This window comes from Salisediminibacterium beveridgei (assembly GCF_001721685.1).
GTDB lineage: Bacteria > Bacillota > Bacilli > Bacillales > Salisediminibacteriaceae > Salisediminibacterium > Salisediminibacterium beveridgei.
Window position 1 is genome coordinate 3,126,826 of the sequence record NZ_CP012502.1, and the last position, 21,421, is coordinate 3,148,246.

Genomic DNA, 21,421 nt, shown 5'->3' on the forward strand with positions numbered 1-21,421 from the left:
ACTAATAAAAAGGAGTGAAAGATTATGAAAAGAACAGTCGCAAGTTTCATCGTCGCCGGGGCGGTACTCATAGCACCATTAACCAGTGAAGCAGCTTTGGGGGATCAGCTGTTGCGTCAAGGGATGCAGCATGAAGATGTCCGGGAACTGCAGGTGGAACTGAGGGATTTAGGGAAAATGCAATCCAGTGCCGACAGCATCTTCGGACCACTGACACGAGAGGCAGTCATCAAATTCCAGTCTGCCCGCGGTCTGACCGTTGACGGCATCGTCGGACCGGAAACCGTAGGTGCACTTCAGCAAAATAACGAGTCTCAGGTACAAACTTCATCGAGCTCAGGTGACTGGGACGGAAACACCTTGTTACGACAAGGGGACCGGGGAGCGAAAGTCAGTGCGCTGCAAACTTCCTTACAGCAGGATGGTCATTATAACAGCAGCATCGACGGCATCTTTGGCCCAATCACAGCAGAAGCCGTCAGATCCTTGCAACGAAATGCAAGCATTGCAGTGGATGGTATTGCCGGTCCGCAAACCTATGCAGCGATCAATGGCACCGTACAGGTTTCTTCATCCAATAACTCCACGCAAAGCAGCAGTTCATCGAGCAACACTTCATCTTCATCGAATGTGGAATCTTTGGTTAGTGATGCCAAACAACAGATCGGCGCGCCTTATTCCTGGGGTGGAACCACACCAAGCGGCTTTGACAGCAGTGGCTATATCGTCTACGTCTTTGCACAGAACGGGATTGATTTATCCCGGACACACCGTGAGTATTACCATGAAGGGACCTCTGTCTCCTCACCTTCCAGAGGCGACGTCGTATTTTTCCAGACTTACTTGGATGCACCGTCTCACGCAGGCATTTATCTCGGTGACAACACGTTTATTCACAACAGCTCCTCACAAGGCGTTATCATAACCAGTATGGATAATTCCTATTGGAGTCCACGGTACATAGGTGCCAAACGCTATATCAATTAATCATCAAAAAAGCCGTCACGATTTTTCGTGGCGGCTTTCAATCTGTTCTTTTCACATATCATTCTGCCCGTGCATCCAGATCTGCGGCTATTGTTTCTCTATGGTGACAAACGTATAGCGCAGCTTTTCCCGATACATCGGTGTCTTCCCTTCCTTTTCAGGATGTTCCTTACTGATCCGTCAGAATCACAAACTGATTGGCGTTCAGGTGAACGGAGTCTTTATGGGTATGATTCGTCAGCACGTCAATGAACCCTTCCTTTTGAAGTGGAACGGAGTGCGGCTGACCGCTGAAATTCATCAGGAAAAACCAGCTTCTCTCGCCATCAGTACGTTCGGACACCGTAACACCATCAGGAAGTGATTCTGTCAGCCCGTTATGAAGACCTTTTTCCTCAAGGAGTTGATCAGTAAAGTCCTTCAAAAATACTGCATCGTTGCGGGATGCGATATGATATACCTTCCCTTTTCCGAGATGATTCACGGTCACCGCAGGCATACCGGCGTAAAAGTCTGATCCATACGTGGCAAGTACTTCGGCACTTTCCGCATGAATGACTTCACACAGTTCACGGGCAGAGTAGACGCGCCCATCTGGAAATTTCACCTCATTGGTCTGCCCATCATGAAGGCTGTCGATTTCTTCAGCCCAGATGCCTGTCAGTTCCCTCAAAGGCCCCGGAAAACCGCCGAGAAATGCCAGGTCTGATTCATTTACAATCCCGGACCAGTAAGTCGTCACAAGAGTTCCGCCACCTTTGACAAAGGCCTCCAGGCGCTGTGCGACACCTTCACGGACCATATACAGCATCGGAGCCACGATAATCTCATACCCGTCGAAGGCATCATCCATATCGATGACATCCACACCGACACCCGCTTCCCAGAAAGGACGATAGTGATTGCGGATGGTTGCTTCATAGTTCAGCCCCTGATTCCGGGGACCTTTGGCATCGTTTATTGCCCAGCGGTTCTCCGTATCGAAAATCAAGGCTGCTTTTGCGTCCACCTTGGTGCCCACGATATCATCAAGTTTGGCGAGCCCTTCGCCCAATTTACTGACCTCCTGAAACACGCGGGGTTTCTCTGTCCCTTCATGATCCACAACCGCTCCGTGGAATTTTTCAAAAGAACCCCGGCTTTTTCGCCACTGAAAATACTGAACCGTATCTGACCCGTGGGCGACCGCCTGGATCGACGACAGGGCATGCATCCCCGGGCGCTTCTGTTTACTGACATTCTGCCAGTTCGTCATGCTTGGTGAACTCTCCATGAGCATAAATGGCCGGCCACCTTTCATGGCCCGCATCCAGTCATGATTCAGAGCGGTCCACGCTGCAATGTCTGCATCGGATTCATCCCGGTGCCACAGCGGATAGGAGTCCCAGGACACCACATCGACCATATGCTTGAACTTTCCGTAGTTCAATGCGTTAAAGCCTTCCATAAAATTCGTCGTTACCGGCAGCTCTGATCCCGTTTTCCGGATTGGAGCGATCTCCTCTCGCATAAAATCCATCGCGTTATCCGTGATGAACCGCATCCAGTCCAGATTCAAACCGTGTACGGATGTTTCACCATGAGGCGCCGGGGATTCGACCTGCGTCCAGCTGGTATAGGTGTGACTCCAGAACCTGGTCCACCAGGCGTGATTCAGCACTTCGAGAGTACCGTAACGTTCCTTCAGCCAGTCGCGGAAACGTTCCTGACAGTAGTCACAGTGGCAGTGACCGCCGTTGTATTCATTGGAGATGTGCCAGCCGATCACTGCCGGGTGATCTTTATACCGCTCTGCAAGTTTCGAGTTGATCCTGCGCACGAATGTCCGGTATACCGGTGAACTGTAACAGTGATTGTGCCGTTCGCCGTGGAGGTTTCTGATGCGGTTCTTCCCTGTTACCAGTACTTCAGGATACTTCTTTGACATCCAGGCTGGCCGGGCGCCGCTCGGGGTGGCAAGCAACACATAGACACCTGTCTCATAGAGGCGGTCCAGGACGTGATCGAGCCATTCAAATTCAAAGACACCTTCTTCCGGCTCGAGGGTGAACCACGAGAAGATCCCCACAGACATCACATTGCAGTTTGCTTTTTTCATCAGTCGTAAATCTTCTTCAAATACATCGGGATAGTCAAACCACTGCTCCGGGTTATAATCGGCCCCGTGGAGTATTTTCGGTATTTTTTCTGAAATGGGTTTAAATCGTTTCGTCATGATCCCTCACCTACACTTTCATATACCCGTACAGTCATTACATCCTTTCGTCCCTTCCTGCGCAGAGCCCTGTTGTTCTATGTCTCCGTTCGTTGATCACTCGCTTCAGGTCAGCAGTCATCCTGCGATTATGTATATCAGACCTCCCTGACGCATCAATCTCTCTTTCACTCTCGCAAAGTCCACTCAAGTCAACCGGTTCAGGTTGAATACAGTTGCCCACAATGCCACGATAACTCCCGCTGTAATCCAGGGGATCACTTCCAAAGAGACCCTTCCGGCCAGCAAGCCCATAAGCGGAACAAGGAGCAGTACACTGATGTATGAAAAAGACACCTGGTAGCTAATGATTTTCCTTGCCTGCCAGTAGGGATAGCGGCTTGTCGTTTCATGCATTAACGAAGGGAATAGCGGTGCAAAACCTAGTCCAATCAGAATGATACTCACAACATACACATAGGTTGTCGTCGGCACCAGAAATAATAATGCCCCACTTATTGCAATACAAAGTCCCAGGGTAATCAGCCGGCGGTTCCCCATCCAGTTTGCCAAAAATCCCATGAGAACACGACCGGCCATGATGCTCCCGAAATATACCCCCACCAAGGTGCCGGCAAGCGACACTTCAAGCCCTCGGCTTTCGATCAGCAATGCGCTGAGCCATAACCCCAGCCCCGCTTCAATCGCCACATAGAGGACAAACGTCATCACTGACAATACCGGCGCAATGCCCTGAACAGCCGGACGATCTGCTTTTTTTGTTGCAGTTGACTCAGTTTCTTTTTTCGAAGAGTGCCTCCACATCGGCAACGTGACGACCAGCACGAATACCAGGATCAGAAGAACCACACCGATCATCCCGTAACCAAGGCGCCAGTTACCGAGTGATACGATCCCGAATGTGATCATCATCGGGCTCACCGTGGCGCCAATGCCCCATGCGGAGTGAAGCCAGTTCATCTGTCTGCTTGACAGGTTTTCTGCTGCAAAACTGTTCAATCCGCTATCCACCGAGCCTGCTCCGAGTCCCAAAAGGACGGCAAATAAGACAATGAACCAAAAAGACGGACTGATCGAGAAGCCAATGACTGCCACTGCCGTCATCAAAACGGAAACAGCAGTGACTTTTCCGTATCCAAAGCGCTGGATGACTCTCGCACTACTGAAGGCGGAGAGCGCTGAAGTCGCCGTAATCGTGGCTGCGATCACGCCAGCCGCCTCAAGGGGTGCTCCAAAGTCCAGTCGCATCTCATTCCAGGCCACACCAAACCCTGTATCTGGCAGGCCCAAGCCCACAAAGGTGGCATACAGCATCAGGATAAACCACCCTGAATACACTGTATGCCGTTGCTTTTCGACTGGAATCATTATGGATTGCTTCCTTTCCATACCAGAATTTTCATTTCGCGTCTTCGGTTTTATTAATGTCACTCGAAAGATGCCCAGGGTAAAAAAACCCTGTTCACCTTTCCCGTAGAATTAATACAATTTCCCATGCCGGTAATGAAGGAGGAACAATCGCTTTAACGCGTGGACATAACAGGTATTGCGGATCCCGGAAAGGCCTTCTTTGAAATAGGATTCAAACACCTTTTCACAGCTCGCTTCCATTTTGTTGTACATTTCGCGAATGACTTCTTCTTCCGTAAAGAGTTCCGTCACCCGGTCCTGCTTCCATTCCACATAGGAGACCATGACCCCGCCGGCATTGGCCAACACGTCCGGAATGACGACACGCCCTTCATCATGCAGTATCGTATCAGCAACGCTATCAATCGGTGCGTTCGCCCCCTCCACAAACACTTTGGCCGGGACTTGATCGACGTTATTTTCATTCACTACGTCTTCAATGGCTGCAAGAATAAGCACATCCACGTCCAGATAGACCAGGTCATTACGGTCCCGGATCGTTGCCTTGATATCCGCTTCCTGGAGTTCAGCTTCCGTCACAGGTAAATGACGCCGTTTTATTTGGTAGCGAGCAAGCGCCTGTACATCGAGCCCGTCTTCATGAAACAAGGTGACATATTGATCGCTGACGGCTACTACCCGATGATTCAGACGGTCGCACTGATCTGCCATTTCGGCTGCAACGGATCCCACATTACCAAACCCCTGCACAGCCACAGTAATCGCTGAACCGCTGTCGTTTTTGTCCAAAAGTGACTTCAACGTGTCATACTGCTTCTGGTGAACACCTTCTTTGACGGACGTACGGTTTGTCCGGCGGGTCCACGTATCCAACAGCCATAAGTAGCTGCGGTATGTACCCTTGCCGGTGGATTCCCGCCGGCCTTTGGCACCCCCGTTTTCCACGCTTTTTCCTGTGAAGGCACCGAGATAGTTTTCTCCCGGTTTGATGGTCTTGTACTCACCCACCATCCAGTCCATGGTCTGATCATTGGTGCCCATGTCAGGCGCAGGAATATCGTGCGTCGGTCCAATATCCGGAACGAAACGCTGCACGTACTTTTTAGCAATCATGTACAGTTCCCGATCCGAATACCGATCCGGGGAAATGACCACACCTCCCTTCGCACCGCCGTATGGCAGATCATGCAAGGCGTTCTTCAAGGTCATCAGGACAGCGAGGTTTTCTACCTCCTGTTCATTGACCACCTCGTTATAGCGGATTCCTCCCTTGTAAAAACCGGCGATGTTATTGTGTTGAATGCGGTATGCCGGAACCCGTTCAATGGAACGGTCATCCCGCGTAACGCGAATGTAGCTTTTGATGACCTTGTCCGTAGTGGTGAGGATTTCCTTACCGGATTCAAACAGCCGCTTTCTCGTGTCGCCGCTCTCCTGCGGGAGGATCGTTTCATCCTCATACAGCTGATCCATAATGCGCTGAATCATCGCTTGTGTGTCTGTTACGGTCATATTACATCCGCTCCTTTTGAAAAAAAGTCATTTCCTCTTGCTGTGTTTTGGTATCACAATAGTTAAAACGCTTTCAAATTTCTAGGCCGGAAATTCCGGCATGGTTTATTCCTCTTCTTTCTCAAGCCACCTTCTCGTGAGGTGGTTGTCGATATCCAGCTGATCGAGCAGCCTTGAAACCGTGTGATCCACCATGTCGAGGATGCTCTCCGGTTTATTGTAAAACGCCGGCATCGGTGGCATCATCACCACGCCCATCCGGGAGAGCTTCAGCATATTTTCGAGATGGATATCGCTTAACGGGGTTTCTCTTGGGACCATGATCAGTTTCCGTCGTTCTTTTAACACCACGTCCGCCGCCCGGGACACAAGATTGTCCGCATAGCCGTGAGCCACGGCACTCAAGGTCTTCATGCTGCAAGGGACAATCACCATCGCGTCGGTCTTAAAAGAGCCACTTGAAATGACTGCTGCCTGATTCGTCGCCGGATGTACGTATGTGGCCAGTGCCTTTACTTCGTCCACTTTGTAGTCCGTTTCAATGGTGATGGTCTTTTCGCCCCACTCACTCAAGATCAAGTGCGTTTCGATCCCTAACTCCTTTAATACCTCAAGCAGGCGGATACCGTAAATCGGTCCGGTCGAGCCGGACATCCCTATTATTATGCGTTTTGTCACCTGTCTCACCTCTTTTTCGTCATACATTCATCCTACACCACAAAGCGCTTATGAACCAATCATTCACACCCTTTTTTCCGGTATATGGTACACTTTTTTTGTACTTTTCATTCGCTTTCGGCGGATGCGTGCCCACGGGCTTGCCCACTGCTCCTGCGGTTACTCGTCGCACGAAGCCCTTAACTAACATTCGCTTTGCGAATGTGGATTTTCGGACTCCGCATATCCCTCGGGCGTCATCGCCTAACGCTCATAAAATCTAAATATCAACAACAACTTTTTTAAATATTTATTCGAATAAAAATTCCAGATATGAAACTTTTCAGGGGTTGCCTGCATCTCTATACATGAAAGGGGGGAGCGGTTTGTCATTCAAAGAACAATTGGCCGGTGGTGATGAAGAAGCACTGTCGGCATTGATGGATACATACGGCAGTGTGCTCATGCGAACAGCGATATTGCTGGTCAAAGACAGGCAGCTGGCAGAAGAAGTGGTACAGGATACGTTCGTCACCGCTTATAAGAAAATACATCAGCTCGAATCCGACGATAAACTGAAAGGCTGGCTCGTGACGATTACCGTCAACGGCTGCCGCTCCCGGATGCGGACGTGGATCTGGCGCAATCTCTACACCGCAAAAGATGAGGACGTGTTCCAGGACATGGAGGAAACGTCCTTGCTCCCGGAGGCGCAGCTTCTCACTGCCATTGAAAACGAGGAGCTGCATGAAGCGGTTCAGTCTCTTCCTTACAATTACAGAGAACCGATTGCCTTATTTTTATTTTCACGACATGACCCTGCAGGAACTGGCGGACACGCTGGATCTGAAGGTGAACACCATAAAAACCCGCCTGACCCGGGGACGAACGCTATTAAAAGAAGCTTTGATGAAAGGAGCGACTGCCGATGAATCATCAAAACGAGCGTAAACAGATCAAACAGGCTCTCGATCAGGAATTGTCCGACGTTACCTTTTCAGGGAAGGATAGCGTTCTGAGCCGGACCCATCCAAAAACCAGGAAAGAAAAACTGGATGCTCTTTGGAATAGAGAAGTCCAGGTTCCCCTAATTCCCCTTGGCGCCGCAATGTTTCTCATGATCACGGCAGGAACGCTGGTCGGGATGCCCGGGAATGATGAGGCAGAGCGAGAGCTCATTGAACGGGGCGGAAGCTACTACTGGAGTGACATGATTGATGAAGGAGGGCCTACATCATGACGGTCAAACTGAAAGTGAAACATATCGTTTACAGCGTTTTGGTTTTTGCCGCTGCCTTGGCGATCCTCGTGATCGTCATACAGCCACAGATCGCTCATTGGCAAATTGACCGACTCATTTCATCCGGCGGACACGAAGAAGGCCGTGAGAGGATTTTGGACCGGATCGACCAGGGCCAAACGGGTTACCTCGAATTGATTGAAACGTATATGATTGAACCCATTCAGGTAAGCCGGGAGGATATTCAAGTGGGGCCTTCCGTGACTTCAGTGTCAGACGGCTACAGTAATCTCGTCTTCACCCGGGAAGAAACCCTTCCCTACTTAACCCGTTATCTTGAAGAAGGCGACGATCCGTCAATGATCCAGGACGCAGGTCTGTTGTTGATGGCTCATCACGCAGTGGAACAGGACATTGGGCTTGTCGAGGACACTGCGGACAAAACCGTCGCTGCCCTCCCACATCATCAGCATTTTCACGAATCGATTTTTATCGAAGAAGCGCGGCTCCTGATGGACTTAAATGAGTTGGCCCTTGCTGAAGACAAGCTGATTGCCATCGAAGAAACCGAACGGGATGTCTTCTCGGCTATCCTGCTTCAGACTGCTGAACTCCGGGCCCGCCTCCTCCAGCAACAAGGCGAAGTGGAGGAAGCCATTGCACTTCTTGAAGAGCGGTTAACGTCTTATGAAGAAAAACATGAGTCCATGGAATCGGAACTGGCTGCCGACAATCCGGATTACGAACCACAGGGTGTGGAACGCGTGGTCTATTTTGAAGAGGCAGCCAGGCTGAAAGAACAACTTGAACGAATGGACTCTGATCGTGACATGGCCACCGTAACCGGACAGGTCAAGCGTTCAGACGGCGAACCGATGGCACATGCCACTGTCTATTTGCGGGATGCATCAAGGGTGAATCAGTCCATCAGTTCAACAGATCAATTCAGAACCACAACGGATGCAGAAGGATACTACCAGTTTGAAGGTGTTATTCCGGATACGTATCAGATTCACTTAGGCCTTTCCTTTGAACAGGTCGATGGCTTTGCCTGGCCTGTTCCCCAAGGCGATTGGATCGATGCTGAAGGCGGAGAAGATGCGACTTATGACATTACCTTTTCGCCACTTATGGAAACCCGCTCTCCTGTGAATCATGAGACGGTAGAAGGTCAGGAGATCACCTTTGACTGGGAGCCCGTTGAAGAAGCCGACAGTTACGCCCTGCAATTGATGGTCCATTACGACCAGGGTTCCTTCGGCCAAACCGTTGCTTCTGGGTTAACAGACGCTTCGCATACCATGTCCCTCGAAGAATTATATGCGCAGGATTATGGCGTGGTTTATGATCCTGTGGAGGAAGATAAAGATTTTTTCCACCCGGAAAATATCCTCGCTTTCCGTTATCCGGACGGCGAATTTTCCTGGCAGGTCACAGCTTTTAATGAAGACGATGAGCCGATTGCGCAGAGTAACGGCTACCGGTTACAAGAGGATACGGTTGGGGCGCTGCCATTTTTCCATCTTGACGGCCCTGAATTATCGGAAGCCGATCAAATCCTTTTTGATGAGGACCTCAAAGGTGCCATCGAAGCGTATGAAACCTCCGTGCAAGAGGATCCGGAGGACGTCCACAGCCTACGCATGCTGACCCGTTTGAACGGGTTTTCAGAAGAACATGAACCTGAGACCATGGCTTACAGAGAACAGCTCCAGGACGCGGCACCTTCAACCGAGAACGCTGCACAACTCTTCGGTTATGCGCTGGATCAACGGAATATGGACGACGCATCCCACTGGAAAGATGCCTATCTGGCCCTTTCAGAAGAGGAAGAGACCAATCATTATATGAACGGTCGCTTCGGATTGCTCCGTGCGTACCAGGGCGATTATGAGGACGCTCTTGCACGTTTATCACAATCCGTCGAAACGGGTAGCAACAACCGCTATACCGGCGCCTGGACCGTTGTCCAGCTGGCTGCCGGAGAAGAGCTGGACTTGGTTTTGGAAAACGCCAGGTCTTATCCGGAACGCTCCACAACCGGCGAACCGGCTGAGCGATGGGCACGGCATCTCGAAGCTGTGGAAGAGCTGGATCCTGAGGTGATCCATTCAGCCGCTCAGGCCATGCTGGACCTGGACGACGGGGCGATGGACGACATCAAACAGGATCACCCGCCTCTCAGTGCACTGATCAATGCGTGGCAGGAAAAAGACTGGTAAACTGGAGAACGCCCCCGATTTTGTTTGGGGCGTTGAAAGAACCGAAACAGATGAAAGAGGTGGACATGTTGCTGTCCACCTCTTTTATCTACCACTTGGCTTCGTGATCCTCGACCCAGCCGAACAACTCTTTCACTTCCACATCACCGTATTCTTCGGTATGAATCATGCCTTCATATGTGCCGAACATTTGATTCACCTTGGACTTGATCACTCCGAGATTCGTTTCTGCCAACCGCTCGAACGTTGGATGAAACGTCAGTTTGACCGTATCCGATCCACGGCTCGACATCGTCCACGGGGCCATCAAGTCAGCTTGATCGTACTGCCACTCAAGATCCTCATGAATCTTCACCAGCTTCCCGTCAATCAGCACACCGTTTTCGTTCTGACCCGTTTCGTCGGTCCATTTCCCACCGAGATTCAGTCCGACAGTCCGTCCTGACGTGTCCTTCCCAGAGGCACTTCCCCAGTTCCATTCAGAAGAATAGGGCCACTTTCCTCTGCCGAAGTCGAGGCAGGCAAAGCTGTGATTCCGGTGATCGAAATGGTACCGGTAACCACCCCACTCCACCGTTCCGAAAGCAGGGAGCGCCGGCTGTTTGGCCGTGTACTGAAAACGGGTTGCCACCCATGGAATCACAACGTTTAACGATTCCTGATCCTCAGGCCTCTTGATTTCCAGGAAGGCATCCAGCGGTTTGCCGCCGAAGTCCTTTGCATTCACAAACAGTTCAGTGGTGTCCGGTTTTTCAATCATACGAATCGTCAGTTGGCGTCCATCATAGAAGACGGATTCCCTGACTTCTTCCGGCATATTCACTCCGATACCAAACGGGACAGTTACCGTTTTTTCCTGAAATTCTCCGGTGAGCCGGTCATAGAAGTAGACGAACAGGCTGGCGGCATAGTCGATGTGACTGATCGTTGCAGAAAACAATGCAGCATCACTTGTGATACACCAGTAATTCCATTTCTTGCGGCGTAAAAAATCCCCTTTGATGTTGGATGTGATCAAGGGGGTCCTGGACCACCCCACACTCTCAGGGTTCAAGGTCCCGTTGTTCAGGCAAAGCATCGCGGGTTTCGTCAATTCCTGTGCATTCATCACACAGCGCCTCCTTCTTGAATTCTCTTCCTTTCAATGTATGCTGAAATACAAGTAATGTCAACGCTTACATGAAATTCACGACGCCTGTCGTTTCAATTATGATAAACTGAAAAAAAGAAAGTGAACAGGAGGCGAACCAGATGTGCGGACGATTCAGCCTGTACCACCAACCCCATCTCCTTGCCCGCCGCTTCGAACTCCAAAACCTTGAAGAACTTTCGCTCATTCCCCGCTACAACATTGCCCCTTCGCAGGACGTCCTGACGGTCGTGCATGATGGCGAAGCGTACCGGGGCGGTTTTCTGCGCTGGGGACTGATCCCGTCTTTTGCCAAAGATAAAAAAATCGGCTACAAAATGATCAATGCCCGTGCAGAAACCCTGCATGAAAAGCCCTCTTTTTCAAGGCTGTTAAGCCGCAGGCGCTGCGTGATCCCGGCAGATGGCTTTTTCGAATGGCAGAAGACCGATCACGGAAAAATCCCGCTCCATATCAAACGGAAAGATGGTGACTTATTTGCCATGGCAGGCCTGTGGGACCGTTGGCAGGAACCCGGGGGTGACGTCATCACCTCGTGTACGATCATCACCACAGCGCCCAATGCCCTGATGGCACCGATTCATAACCGGATGCCCGCCATGCTCGATACATCGGGCGAAAAAGTCTGGCTCGACCGGAACGTGACAGACCATCAGGAGCTTCAGAACCTGTTGCAGCCTTTTGAGGACAGTCTCATGAAGGCTGAACAAGTCTCTGAACGCGTAAACAGTCCGAAACATGACACGCCTGAATGCATCATACCTGTCACTCAAAACGAATCTGACTAACGGAGGAACAGCATTATGACAGATTATATTCCACCACAAACCGCACTGAATACCGTCGAATCCATCACTGCTGATTTACAGAATCTCGGCATCGTCCACGGAGAAAAATTGCTTGTTCATGTCTCTTTGTCATCAATGGGCTGGGTAAACGGCGGCAGCACTGCGCTGATTCAGGCACTGATGAATACCCTCACCGAAAAAGGGACCTTGATTATGCCTGCACAAAGTGGCGACCTCAGTGATCCGGAGGAATGGGAAGCGCCTGCCGTCCCAAAGGACTGGTGGCAGACCATTCGGGATACCATGCCTGCGTATGATCCCGCAACAACGCCAACAAGGGGCATCGGGACGGTGGCGGAACACTTCCGCACCTTTCCTGGCGTGGTCCGCAGCGATCATCCTGCGGTGTCCTTCGCTGCATGGGGCAAGAATGCTTCGGTTCTGATGGCGGATCATGCCCTTGAATTTGGCCTTGGGGAATCCTCACCTCTCGCCACGTTTTACAATGAGAACGTGCGGGTACTGATGATCGGCTGCGGTTTCGAGTCCTGTACCGCCTTTCACCTTGGCGAATACCGTGCACCTGGTGCCAAGGAAATCATGAAAGGCGCACCGATCATGAAGAATGGGGAGCGCCAGTGGGTCACGTACCGTGAAATTGAACTGGATGAGGAGCGCTTTGATGCGCTCGGCGAAGTGTTCGAGGCAACCGCCCCTGTTACAACCGGAACAATTGGTGATGCCTCCTGCAAGCTGTTTCAACTCACAGATGCCGTAGACGCATCCAGCCACTATTTCAAAGACTACCGAGCCGATACAACACATCCAAATGATAGGAGTTGACCGCCGTGTTCACCTGTAACCTGACCGATGAAACCGAACTTCGCCTGTTGGAGATCCGCCATGCCGAAGCCCTCTATTTGTTAACAACCTCTTCGAGTGCACATTTGCGGGAATGGCTCCCGTGGGTGGATCATATAAATCACGTGGCTGATTCCAGAGCATTCATCGAGTCCGGCCTGAAACAGTTCACACATCAGGACGGCTTCCACGCCGGCATCTGGCATCGCGGGCAGCTTGCCGGTGTCATTGGCCTGCACGGCATCCATTGGGGGAACCGCTCCACGTCGATCGGCTACTGGATCGGCGACAGGTTCGAGGGGAAAGGCCTCGTCACAATGGCCACAAAAGCGCTCGTTCACCATTGTTTTGATGAATTGAATCTGGAACGGGTGGAAATCCGTGTTGCAACAGGCAATCCGCGCAGTCAGGCAATCCCGAAACGCCTGGGCTTCACGGAGGAAGGGATTCTCCGGCATGCCGAATACCTGTATGATCACTACGTCGACCATATCGTCTACAGTAAACTGGCGGATGAACATCAGTAATCATGCCAAATCGATCAACAGATTGTCAGACCGATGCAGAAAAGGCCACCCGATAAGGGATGGCCTTTTTCATTCACTCAGTTAAACAGCTGCAAGATCCGGTCAAACCAGTTCTCATCCTCATCCTCTTCCAGCTCGTCATCTTCTTCGTCCGGCAGCTCAATCGCTTCAGTTCTGAGAACAAACTGGACCACACCGACCTGGTCATTTTTGTCTGACACGAAGGACACCGGCTCATAATCGGATTTATCATACTCTGCCATCATCTGATCCACTTCATCTTGAATCTGTTCCGGCAAATCTGTCGTATTGTTCCTCAGCTCTGCTGTACCTTCCGTCAAGTCGGATGTTCCCTCACCAAGCTCCGATGTCCCTGAGGTCACCTCATCCACACCGCTGTCGATTTCACTGTAATGGTCAGCCAGGTCTCCGACACCGTCCGTGTAGGATACAAGACCGTGATGGAAGTCCTGGTAGCTCCCGGTTAATTGCGCCACACCTGCCTCGAGCTGTTCAAGCTGCTCAAGGGCCTCGGGGTTCTCCAGTTCCTGCATGGCCGCAGCAATTTCATCGGCCATCTGATCAATTCCATATACAATTTCACCAAGTCCGCCTGTTGCCTCAGCCAACGTTGAGCTCACTGCATCAAAGGCTTCCTGAATTTCACTGTAGGTTGCTTTGACACGCTGTGCAGCCTCATAATTGTCCACCAATTCATCGAGAATTTCCGGATCTTCCACTTCCATATAGAGCGACTTAATCTCCTCTTCAGACAAAGCCCCTTCAGGAATTGCTCCTATGGCCTCATCCAACACCTGTTTGGCTTCACTGTAATTCACATCCAACAGGTCAAGACCACCACTCAGCTCTTCAATCCCCTGAGATAATTCCCCGAGCCCATCGGTCAATTCGGTCAACCCACTCAGATCCGGTGAAAACGAAGCACCGGACAATTCCCGGTTCAGTTCCTTCAGACCATCACGGATTTCTGCGGAACCATGAACCAGACCACCTGAAAACGCGTCAACTTCCTGCATGCCGCTCAAATAATCCGAAGAGCCGTCCGCCAGACTGCGTAACCCATCATTTACATCTCCGACACCGCTGTTCAAATCGCCAACGCCGTCATGGATATCAGCGATGCCGTCGCTCAGATCCCGCAGTTCCCCGGTCATCTCCTCTGTGTCCGGATCTTCCATGGCAAGCGTCATGGGGATCGCTGCAATTTCAATGGCGTTCATTTCAAAGTCATTCACATTTGCGAAGAATTCCATATCCCCATCGGCCTCGGGCATGACCGTATAGGACAACTGCCGTTCCTTCCCTGCGTTTGCAATCGTAGCATCCGGGGCTTCCACGACATTGGCCACCGATGCGTCAAATCCCATGGCTACTTGCAAGGTATAGTTTTCATAAAAAGTCGGATCCATGTCCTGGTTCTCTCTGGTTTCAACCCGGACATGCAGTAACCCCTCTGCTCCCGCAAGATCCTCTGCTTCCACCGCTTCCCCGTCAAGTCGATACGTAATGGCAATGTACCACGGGAGCTCGGCTTCATGCAGATTGCCTTGATAGTAAAACAAGCCTTCATCTGCAACAACCTCTACTTCATCCCTGTCCAAGACGATATCATTCAGGTTGGTCAGATTCGTCACTTCATCGTATGAGCCATAATCTGTCACCTTCCCCGGGGATGTCACGTCAAGCATATTCACCACATACAAATCCGACAACGAACCATTGGCATTCAGATTCCCGTAAATCACTTCTTCTTTGGCAGACTGTTCGCCCTCGATATCCGGATCTGCCGACGTCTCTTCAGGCACATTGCCGCTCGCGAGACCTACATAGGCAGGCGTAACCAGGAGAACCGCAAGCGTCGCCTCTTTCCATCTTTTCATCATCGTTCACCTTCCTTATAAAACTGTGCCTTATACGTCGTTTTCGCCACCAGCTTATCTGTCACCAGCAGAATGGCCGGCAACAGGAACAACACCATGATAAACGCAAGGAGTGCGCCGCGTCCGATTAAGAGTCCGATGGAGCCGATGATCGGATTTGTCGACGTTAAAAACAGAATGAACCCGACACTCGAGAGAATGGCGGCTGAAATGGAAATCGAGAACGTTTTCCCGTTCAGCGTATCCGTTATCGCTTCTTTCGCCGTCATCCGTTTGCGGTTTTTCATATAATTTTCCGTAAAGAGAATGGCGTAATCCACCGTCGCAGCGAGCTGTACCGTGCCAACGACCAGGTACCCGATGTACACCAGGGAGGTATCCGTGATGTAAGGCACGGCCAGGTTGATCCACACGGATGACTGAATCGTCAAAAGCAGGATCACCGGGAGCATGAACGACCGGAAGGTAATCATAATCACCAGACCGATAGCCACCACGGTCATAATATTCACGACCCGGTTATCATCAAGAATAATGTTTTTGATATCGTACAAGGATACACTCTCACCCAATGCGTGAAAATCATCCCCATAATACGATGAAGCCACTTCTTTCACTTCTTCCACCACGGCAAAGGCCCTGTCCCCTTCGGATGCTGTGTCCGTATAGAGGATCACCTGACTGTAATTCTCCGACAAAAAGGCTTCTGTAATGGATTCATCCAGGTGCTCCTGCGGAATCATCGAACCGATCATTTCGTTATAGGACATGATACTGTCCACTGCAGGAATCGAAGACAGTTCCTGTTCCATTGCCAGTTCCCTCGGGACATCCCCTTCCGGGACCAGAAGCAGGATCGGTGTTGTCTGTCCGAACACCTCATCCACAGCCTGTTCATCTGTTCCGAGCCGGGTATCTTCCGGTTGCTCCCCGATGCCATAGATAAAGCTCGTTTCCTGCTGGGCAAGGTAAGCCGGCACAATCAGAATCAGCACAATGCCAATCGAGATAAACCGAAGTTTCAACACCCGTCTGCCGATATTGCGAAACTGCGGGAACATTGGTTTATGCTGGGTCTTATCAATCCACTTGAACAGCCATACCGTCAGGGCAGGTAAAAAGACCACGACACTGATGAAACTGAGAGCGATCCCTTTGACGAGGTTCAAACCGAGATCCGCACCAATTTCAAATTCCATCAGTGCAAGCGCCATAAAACCGAAGAACGTTGTTGCCGCACTGGCTGCAATCGCCGGAAACGATTGTCGCACGGCCTTTTGCATCGCGATCTTCGGGTCCTGATGAATCTTCCGCTGGTCACTGAAACTGTGCAGCAGGAAAATGGCATAATCCAGTGCCACCGCCAGTTGTAAGATCGGGGCCACCGAATTGGTCACAAAGGATACTTCCCCGATGAACAGATTGGAACCGAGATTGATCAGTACCGACACCCCGATCGCCGTCAAAAAGAACAGTGGTTCCACCCAGGACGTCGTCGACAGTGTCAGAATAATGATGATGATCGGTACGAGTAACAGGGCGGCGAACAGCGTCTCCGTGAAGGCCATTTCCTGGGAGACAGCCGTATCCACAGCGTCTCCTGTCAGGGCATTCTCTTCCCCAATTAACTCGTACACATCATCGGTGACCTCAAGCTCTTCCCCTTCCTGAACGATAAAGGTGAACATCGCATGTTCGTCTTTGTAGTACGTTTCGAGCATGCCCTCATCAACCAGCTCCAGAGGCATCCTCAGATCCACCATGTCGTCAAGCCAGGTCACATCAGACACACCAGGGATGGCTTCAAGCTCTTCTTTATACACCAACGCTTCCTGAACAGAAACATCTTTGATCATCACGTTGGCGTTTTCCATCGGAGTTCCGTATTCTTCTTCAAGAACATCCACCGCCACCATCGACGGGGAATCCTCCGGCAAGTAATCATTGATATTATAGTTCACTGTGACAAAGGGAATCGCAGCCGCACTGACAATCGTCAGCACAGCGAAAATAAAGACCACGGTTTTATGGTAATGGGTAATCCATTCAGCAAATTTCTGCACGTTCAGCACTCCTGTCCTTCTATTGCCTTTACATTATATCGACACCGTGTTTGATAATCAACAAACAGTTCGCTATACTGTGTTAGATAACCGACATTACTATCAATCATGTTGGATTACGAAAGGGTGAATGTTTATGGCCGCTAAAATGGACCGCCGTGTGAAATACACCTTGGAGGTCATTGAGTCCAGTTTCCTGGAACTGATGCAGCAAAAACCGCTTTCACACATTACGGTCAAAGAGCTTTGCCAAAAAGCTGACATCAACCGCTCCACATTTTATGCCCACTACGAGGATCTCTCGGCCCTCCTGAATGCGATTCAAGACCGGATCATTTACGATGCGGAAGAAATGCTGAATACCTATGACTATACGCAAGACACCGAAGCACTTGTGATGACGACGCGCCTCATGACGTATCTCAGTGACAATCAGCGCAACAGCCAGACCCTGTTCAGCGATCACGGCGATACGGTATTTCAGCGGAAGCTGATTACGATGGCCCACCGTCATCTGATCCAATCCTTCACCGCAGATCCCGCCATTCATGAGGACCGTCATGTGGATTACCTCAGCACCTTCATTACACAGGGAAGCATTGCGATGATTCAGCACTGGCTGCAAAAAGGCATGAAAGAAACCCCGGAAGAGATCGCTGTGATTATTACCCGGATTGCGAAAGCCGGAATCGATGACCTGATGAATCAGTGATGTTTCCAGCAGCAAGGTCATCAGATGTCAGACTTGATAAACCGTTTCCATTCGGCTATACTATAGGGAAGAGCCCGATCATTGGCAAACTCGAAACGAGGCGAGAACCATGGACAAAGAAACCTTGATGCAACTAGCCCGCGAAGTAAAACAAAATGCGTATGTACCTTATTCGAAATTTCACGTCGGTGCAGCATTTCTCATGAAAGATGGCCAGACCGTTACCGGCGTAAATGTGGAAAACGTATCATTTGGTGCCACAAACTGCGCTGAACGAACAGCGATGTTCACTGCAATGGCTGCCGGGTACCAAAAAGGCGACTTTGATTCCGTTGCCGTTGCCGGCGATACCGAAGATTTCCTTCCCCCCTGTGCAATTTGCCGGCAGGTCATGGCGGAACTTTGCGAGCCGGATATGCAGATCCACCTGACCAACGCCAAAGGCGAAATCGCCACGTACACATTGAGAGAGATTTTACCTCTCGCTTTTACCGACCTCGACATGTAATACCGGGAAACGGCATCCACGACAAATGTGGATGTCGTTTTTTCGTCGTTGTGGTAGAATCAACGGGTATGACAGCCAGCAGAACAGGAGTGAATTTACGTGAATAAAAAAGACATTGCCCATATCAAAAAGCAGTTCAAACCGAACAATGACCTGATGACGATTTCGGAGATTTTCAACGTGTATATTATGAAAGAGTCCAGCGAGATCTACCACGCAGAGGTTCTGCCCTTCGACCTGCTCGAAGAAGAACAAAAAGAATTATTCCTCGCCAACTTCAAAAAAGTGCTGACCGGCCAGCTCGACGAGAAGCTGTTCGAATTAAAATTCGACCGTGAAGCCGATAACAGCAGCCAGCTCATCCTTCACCAGGGCCTCCTGACCGACAGCACCGATAACTGGACCGATGAAATGCTGAAACTCGTCCATAAAATGCTTCATGACAAAATGTATGACATGGATATCGTCATCACCTTCATCCGTGGCACTTATATGAAGCCGGTCAAACAGACTGCAGATCTCACCTCTGAAGAGAGTGACCGGGACACGGTCTATTCCCACGGCTTTATCCTCTGCAGCATCAACAAGACCGAGGATCCGAAAAAAGAACTCCTTTTCGATTACATCGAGAAGGAATTCAAATACAATATTGTCGTGGATCCTGTGATCAACCTGAAAGCACCGATCTCCGGCTTTCTCTTCCCATGCTTCAATGACGGCGCTGCGGACGTGAATCATGTCCTCTACGCTGCAGGCAAGGCCCATGAACCGAACTATCCATTTATCGAAGACGTCTTAAACGCCGAGGAAGTGACGACGGCACAGGAGGACAAAATCATCTTCGAAGAAATTGTGAAGAGTGCCGTAGGTGAACCGATGAATACGACATCACTCTCCAATGTGTACAGTGAAATTCACCGGGTCGTCGAAGAGAACGAAGAAGACGATGCCCCCCGGCTTGACAGCAAGGATGTGGAAGAGGTGCTGAAAGTGAGCGGCTTTTCCGACGTGGACAGCGAAAAAGTGGAAGCCGCGTTCGAATCCATTGTCGACGATAAGAACTACGACTTCAAAGCAACGAGCGTCATGCCGAAATACCAGTCCAAGTCCATCAAAATCAAAACGAAGGCTGCGGACATTTCCATCAGTCCTGAAGATCTTCGCCATGTGCGTCAGGTGGATATCGACGGTCGGATCTACCTTATGGTGGAAGTGCCGGAAGCGACGATGATTGAAGGTTTTGAAATGATCCCCGAGGCCTTGTTTACAAAAATCGATCCGGATGAGGACCAATGACACGCTCACCTTTTCACATTATGGTGTATAATAAAAGTAATCACATATAAAAGGAGCGATTCACTATGGCAAAAGCGACGTTTAAAGCCACTACACAGCTTCATGAAGGCACGAAGGTAACAGCACGTTCACGGAATTTCGAACTGACCATCGATGAACCCGAATACCTGGGCGGAACGGATACCGGTATGAATCCGGTGGAAGCTGTTCTTTGTGCCCTTGGCGCTTGCCAGGCCATTGTTGCACGCGTTTACGCATCGCAGTTTGACATTACGTTCAGTGACCTGTGGCTCGATGTGGAAGGGGATCTCGATCCAGACGGTTTCATGAACAAATCCGATGTGAGACCAGGGTATTCGGAAATCCGCTACACGATGCATATCAAGACCGATGCCCCGAAAGACAAAGTGGATGAATTTGTCCGTTTTGTTGAATCGAAATGTCCTGTAGGTGATTCATTGGAAAACAACGTGAAAATGAAACTCAGCGAAGTTGTAATCGAAAAATAATCATATGCATGTTAAACCGGGCAGCTTCTTGCCCGGTTTTTTGTTGGCATTCAAAATCGCATACCTCTTTCTCAATTGCGTTTAAAACTATACCACAATTGAGAATAAAGAACGATCGCAAACGCTTCCAACATCAATCATGTCGCATTAACACTACTTTCGTGTTGCCTTCCAAATGGATTGCACCATGAAAATCCTTTAAATTATTAATAATTATTATTGTGAAATGATTGACAAACAATGCTTTTTATATAATAATGATCTCTGGTTAAGAATTCTTCTAAACAGAATTCACAACAAAAAATAAACGTACACCATTTACAGGAGGATGATTGATGATGTCTATGATCGGAACAGAAGTTCAACCATTTACAGCACAAGCTTACAAGAACGGGGATTTTATCGAAGTAACTGAAAACTCATTCAAAGGACAGTGGACCGTACTTTGCTTCTACCCGGCAGACTTTACATTCGTTTGCCCGACAGAACTTGCGGACCTGCAAAACGAATATGAAACGCTGAAAAATCTGGGCGTTGAGGTATTTTCCGCGTCAACAGACACGCACTTCACACATAAAGGCTGGCACGACAGCTCTGAAACCATCGGGAAAATTGAGTACGGTATGATCGGCGATCCTTCCCAGGCACTCTCCCGCCAGTTTGACGTATTAAATGAAGAATCCGGACTTGCAGACCGCGGTACATTTATCATTGACCCGGACGGCGTGGTTCAGGCTGCTGAAATCAACGCAGAGGGCATCGGCCGTGATGCAAGCACACTGGTAAACAAGATCAAAGCTGCGCAATATGTTCGAAACAACCCAGGTGAGGTCTGCCCGGCAAAATGGGAAGAAGGCGAAGAAACGTTAACCCCAAGTCTTGATCTTGTCGGCAAAATCTAA

19 protein-coding genes and 1 pseudogene are annotated in these 21,421 nt (G+C 50.1%); 13 read left to right on the plus strand and 7 right to left on the minus strand.

What is annotated here, in order from left to right:
- Positions 1-24 precede the first annotated feature (24 nt).
- On the plus strand, positions 25-987 hold the full coding sequence (locus BBEV_RS14680; RefSeq protein ID WP_069366146.1) for a C40 family peptidase: 963 nt from the start codon (positions 25-27) through the stop codon (positions 985-987).
- Between the two features lie 169 nt (positions 988-1,156).
- Here BBEV_RS14680 and BBEV_RS14685 read toward each other — a convergent pair whose 3' ends face one another.
- From BBEV_RS14685 to BBEV_RS14700, 4 genes are all read right to left on the minus strand, one after another.
- Entirely contained in the window at positions 1,157-3,202 is a 2,046-nt protein-coding gene (locus tag BBEV_RS14685; protein ID WP_069366147.1) for a beta-galactosidase, read from the minus strand.
- 186 nt (positions 3,203-3,388) lie between these two features.
- Entirely contained in the window at positions 3,389-4,570 is a 1,182-nt protein-coding gene (locus BBEV_RS14690) for an MFS transporter (protein ID WP_069366148.1), read from the minus strand.
- Positions 4,571-4,681: 111 nt separating this feature from the next.
- Positions 4,682-6,085: a Glu/Leu/Phe/Val family dehydrogenase gene (locus BBEV_RS14695; RefSeq protein ID WP_069366149.1), complete on the minus strand. Its 1,404-nt coding sequence runs from the start codon at positions 6,083-6,085 to the stop codon at positions 4,682-4,684.
- A 105-nt stretch (positions 6,086-6,190) separates the two neighbouring features.
- Positions 6,191-6,739 (minus strand): UbiX family flavin prenyltransferase, encoded by a 549-nt coding sequence (locus tag BBEV_RS14700; RefSeq protein ID WP_232318336.1) that lies wholly within the window; start codon positions 6,737-6,739, stop codon positions 6,191-6,193.
- A gap of 467 nt (positions 6,740-7,206) precedes the next feature.
- Here BBEV_RS14700 and BBEV_RS17985 point away from each other — a divergent pair.
- From BBEV_RS17985 to BBEV_RS14715, 4 genes and pseudogenes are all read left to right on the plus strand, one after another.
- Positions 7,207-7,482, plus strand: a pseudogene (locus tag BBEV_RS17985) (sigma factor); the annotation flags it as partial.
- Between the two features lie 73 nt (positions 7,483-7,555).
- On the plus strand, positions 7,556-7,693 hold the full coding sequence (locus BBEV_RS17990) for a hypothetical protein (RefSeq protein WP_324609505.1): 138 nt from the start codon (positions 7,556-7,558) through the stop codon (positions 7,691-7,693).
- On the plus strand, positions 7,671-7,982 hold the full coding sequence (locus BBEV_RS14710) for a hypothetical protein (protein ID WP_069366151.1): 312 nt from the start codon (positions 7,671-7,673) through the stop codon (positions 7,980-7,982). Before BBEV_RS17990 ends, BBEV_RS14710 begins: the two co-directional genes overlap by 23 nt.
- Positions 7,979-10,204 (plus strand): carboxypeptidase-like regulatory domain-containing protein, encoded by a 2,226-nt coding sequence (locus tag BBEV_RS14715; RefSeq protein ID WP_069366152.1) that lies wholly within the window; start codon positions 7,979-7,981, stop codon positions 10,202-10,204. The genes BBEV_RS14710 and BBEV_RS14715 overlap by 4 nt, the downstream gene beginning before the upstream one ends.
- Before the next feature lie 88 nt (positions 10,205-10,292).
- On the opposite strand, the gene BBEV_RS14720 is transcribed toward BBEV_RS14715, so the two are convergent.
- Positions 10,293-11,312 carry a DUF2804 domain-containing protein gene (locus BBEV_RS14720; RefSeq protein WP_069366153.1) on the minus strand — a complete coding sequence of 340 codons (1,020 nt, stop codon included), beginning with the start codon at positions 11,310-11,312 and terminating at the stop codon, positions 10,293-10,295.
- Positions 11,313-11,455: 143 nt separating this feature from the next.
- On the opposite strand from BBEV_RS14720, the gene BBEV_RS14725 reads away from it, so the two are divergent.
- From BBEV_RS14725 to BBEV_RS14735, 3 genes are read left to right on the plus strand one after another with little or no spacing between them, the layout of a single operon-like run.
- Positions 11,456-12,142 carry an SOS response-associated peptidase gene (locus BBEV_RS14725; RefSeq protein ID WP_069366154.1) on the plus strand — a complete coding sequence of 229 codons (687 nt, stop codon included), beginning with the start codon at positions 11,456-11,458 and terminating at the stop codon, positions 12,140-12,142.
- Between the two features lie 15 nt (positions 12,143-12,157).
- Positions 12,158-12,985 carry an AAC(3) family N-acetyltransferase gene (locus BBEV_RS14730; protein WP_069366155.1) on the plus strand — a complete coding sequence of 276 codons (828 nt, stop codon included), beginning with the start codon at positions 12,158-12,160 and terminating at the stop codon, positions 12,983-12,985.
- 5 nt (positions 12,986-12,990) lie between these two features.
- Positions 12,991-13,530: a GNAT family N-acetyltransferase gene (locus BBEV_RS14735; RefSeq protein ID WP_069366156.1), complete on the plus strand. Its 540-nt coding sequence runs from the start codon at positions 12,991-12,993 to the stop codon at positions 13,528-13,530.
- Between the two features lie 77 nt (positions 13,531-13,607).
- Here BBEV_RS14735 and BBEV_RS14740 read toward each other — a convergent pair whose 3' ends face one another.
- Together BBEV_RS14740 and BBEV_RS14745 are read right to left on the minus strand one after the other, a co-directional pair.
- The gene (locus tag BBEV_RS14740; protein ID WP_069366157.1) at positions 13,608-15,434 is read right to left on the minus strand and encodes a YhgE/Pip domain-containing protein; all 1,827 of its coding nucleotides are present in this window, start codon (positions 15,432-15,434) and stop codon (positions 13,608-13,610) included.
- Positions 15,431-17,494 carry an efflux RND transporter permease subunit gene (locus BBEV_RS14745; RefSeq protein ID WP_069366158.1) on the minus strand — a complete coding sequence of 688 codons (2,064 nt, stop codon included), beginning with the start codon at positions 17,492-17,494 and terminating at the stop codon, positions 15,431-15,433. The genes BBEV_RS14740 and BBEV_RS14745 overlap by 4 nt, the downstream gene beginning before the upstream one ends.
- A 136-nt stretch (positions 17,495-17,630) precedes the next feature.
- Here BBEV_RS14745 and BBEV_RS14750 point away from each other — a divergent pair, with 136 nt between their 5' ends.
- The 5 genes from BBEV_RS14750 to ahpC all read left to right on the plus strand — a co-directional run bounded on the left by BBEV_RS14750 (position 17,631) and on the right by ahpC (position 21,421).
- Positions 17,631-18,206: a TetR/AcrR family transcriptional regulator gene (locus tag BBEV_RS14750; protein WP_069366159.1), complete on the plus strand. Its 576-nt coding sequence runs from the start codon at positions 17,631-17,633 to the stop codon at positions 18,204-18,206.
- A gap of 109 nt (positions 18,207-18,315) precedes the next feature.
- Positions 18,316-18,714 (plus strand): cytidine deaminase, encoded by a 399-nt coding sequence (gene cdd / locus BBEV_RS14755; protein WP_069366160.1) that lies wholly within the window; start codon positions 18,316-18,318, stop codon positions 18,712-18,714.
- Positions 18,715-18,813: 99 nt separating this feature from the next.
- Entirely contained in the window at positions 18,814-20,010 is a 1,197-nt protein-coding gene (locus BBEV_RS14760; RefSeq protein WP_069366161.1) for a DUF4317 domain-containing protein, read from the plus strand.
- A 65-nt stretch (positions 20,011-20,075) separates the two neighbouring features.
- Complete coding sequence (locus BBEV_RS14765) at positions 20,076-20,519, plus strand: OsmC family protein (RefSeq protein WP_069366162.1); 444 nt, start codon at positions 20,076-20,078, stop codon at positions 20,517-20,519.
- Between the two features lie 338 nt (positions 20,520-20,857).
- Entirely contained in the window at positions 20,858-21,421 is a 564-nt protein-coding gene (gene ahpC, locus BBEV_RS14770) for an alkyl hydroperoxide reductase subunit C (protein ID WP_069366777.1), read from the plus strand.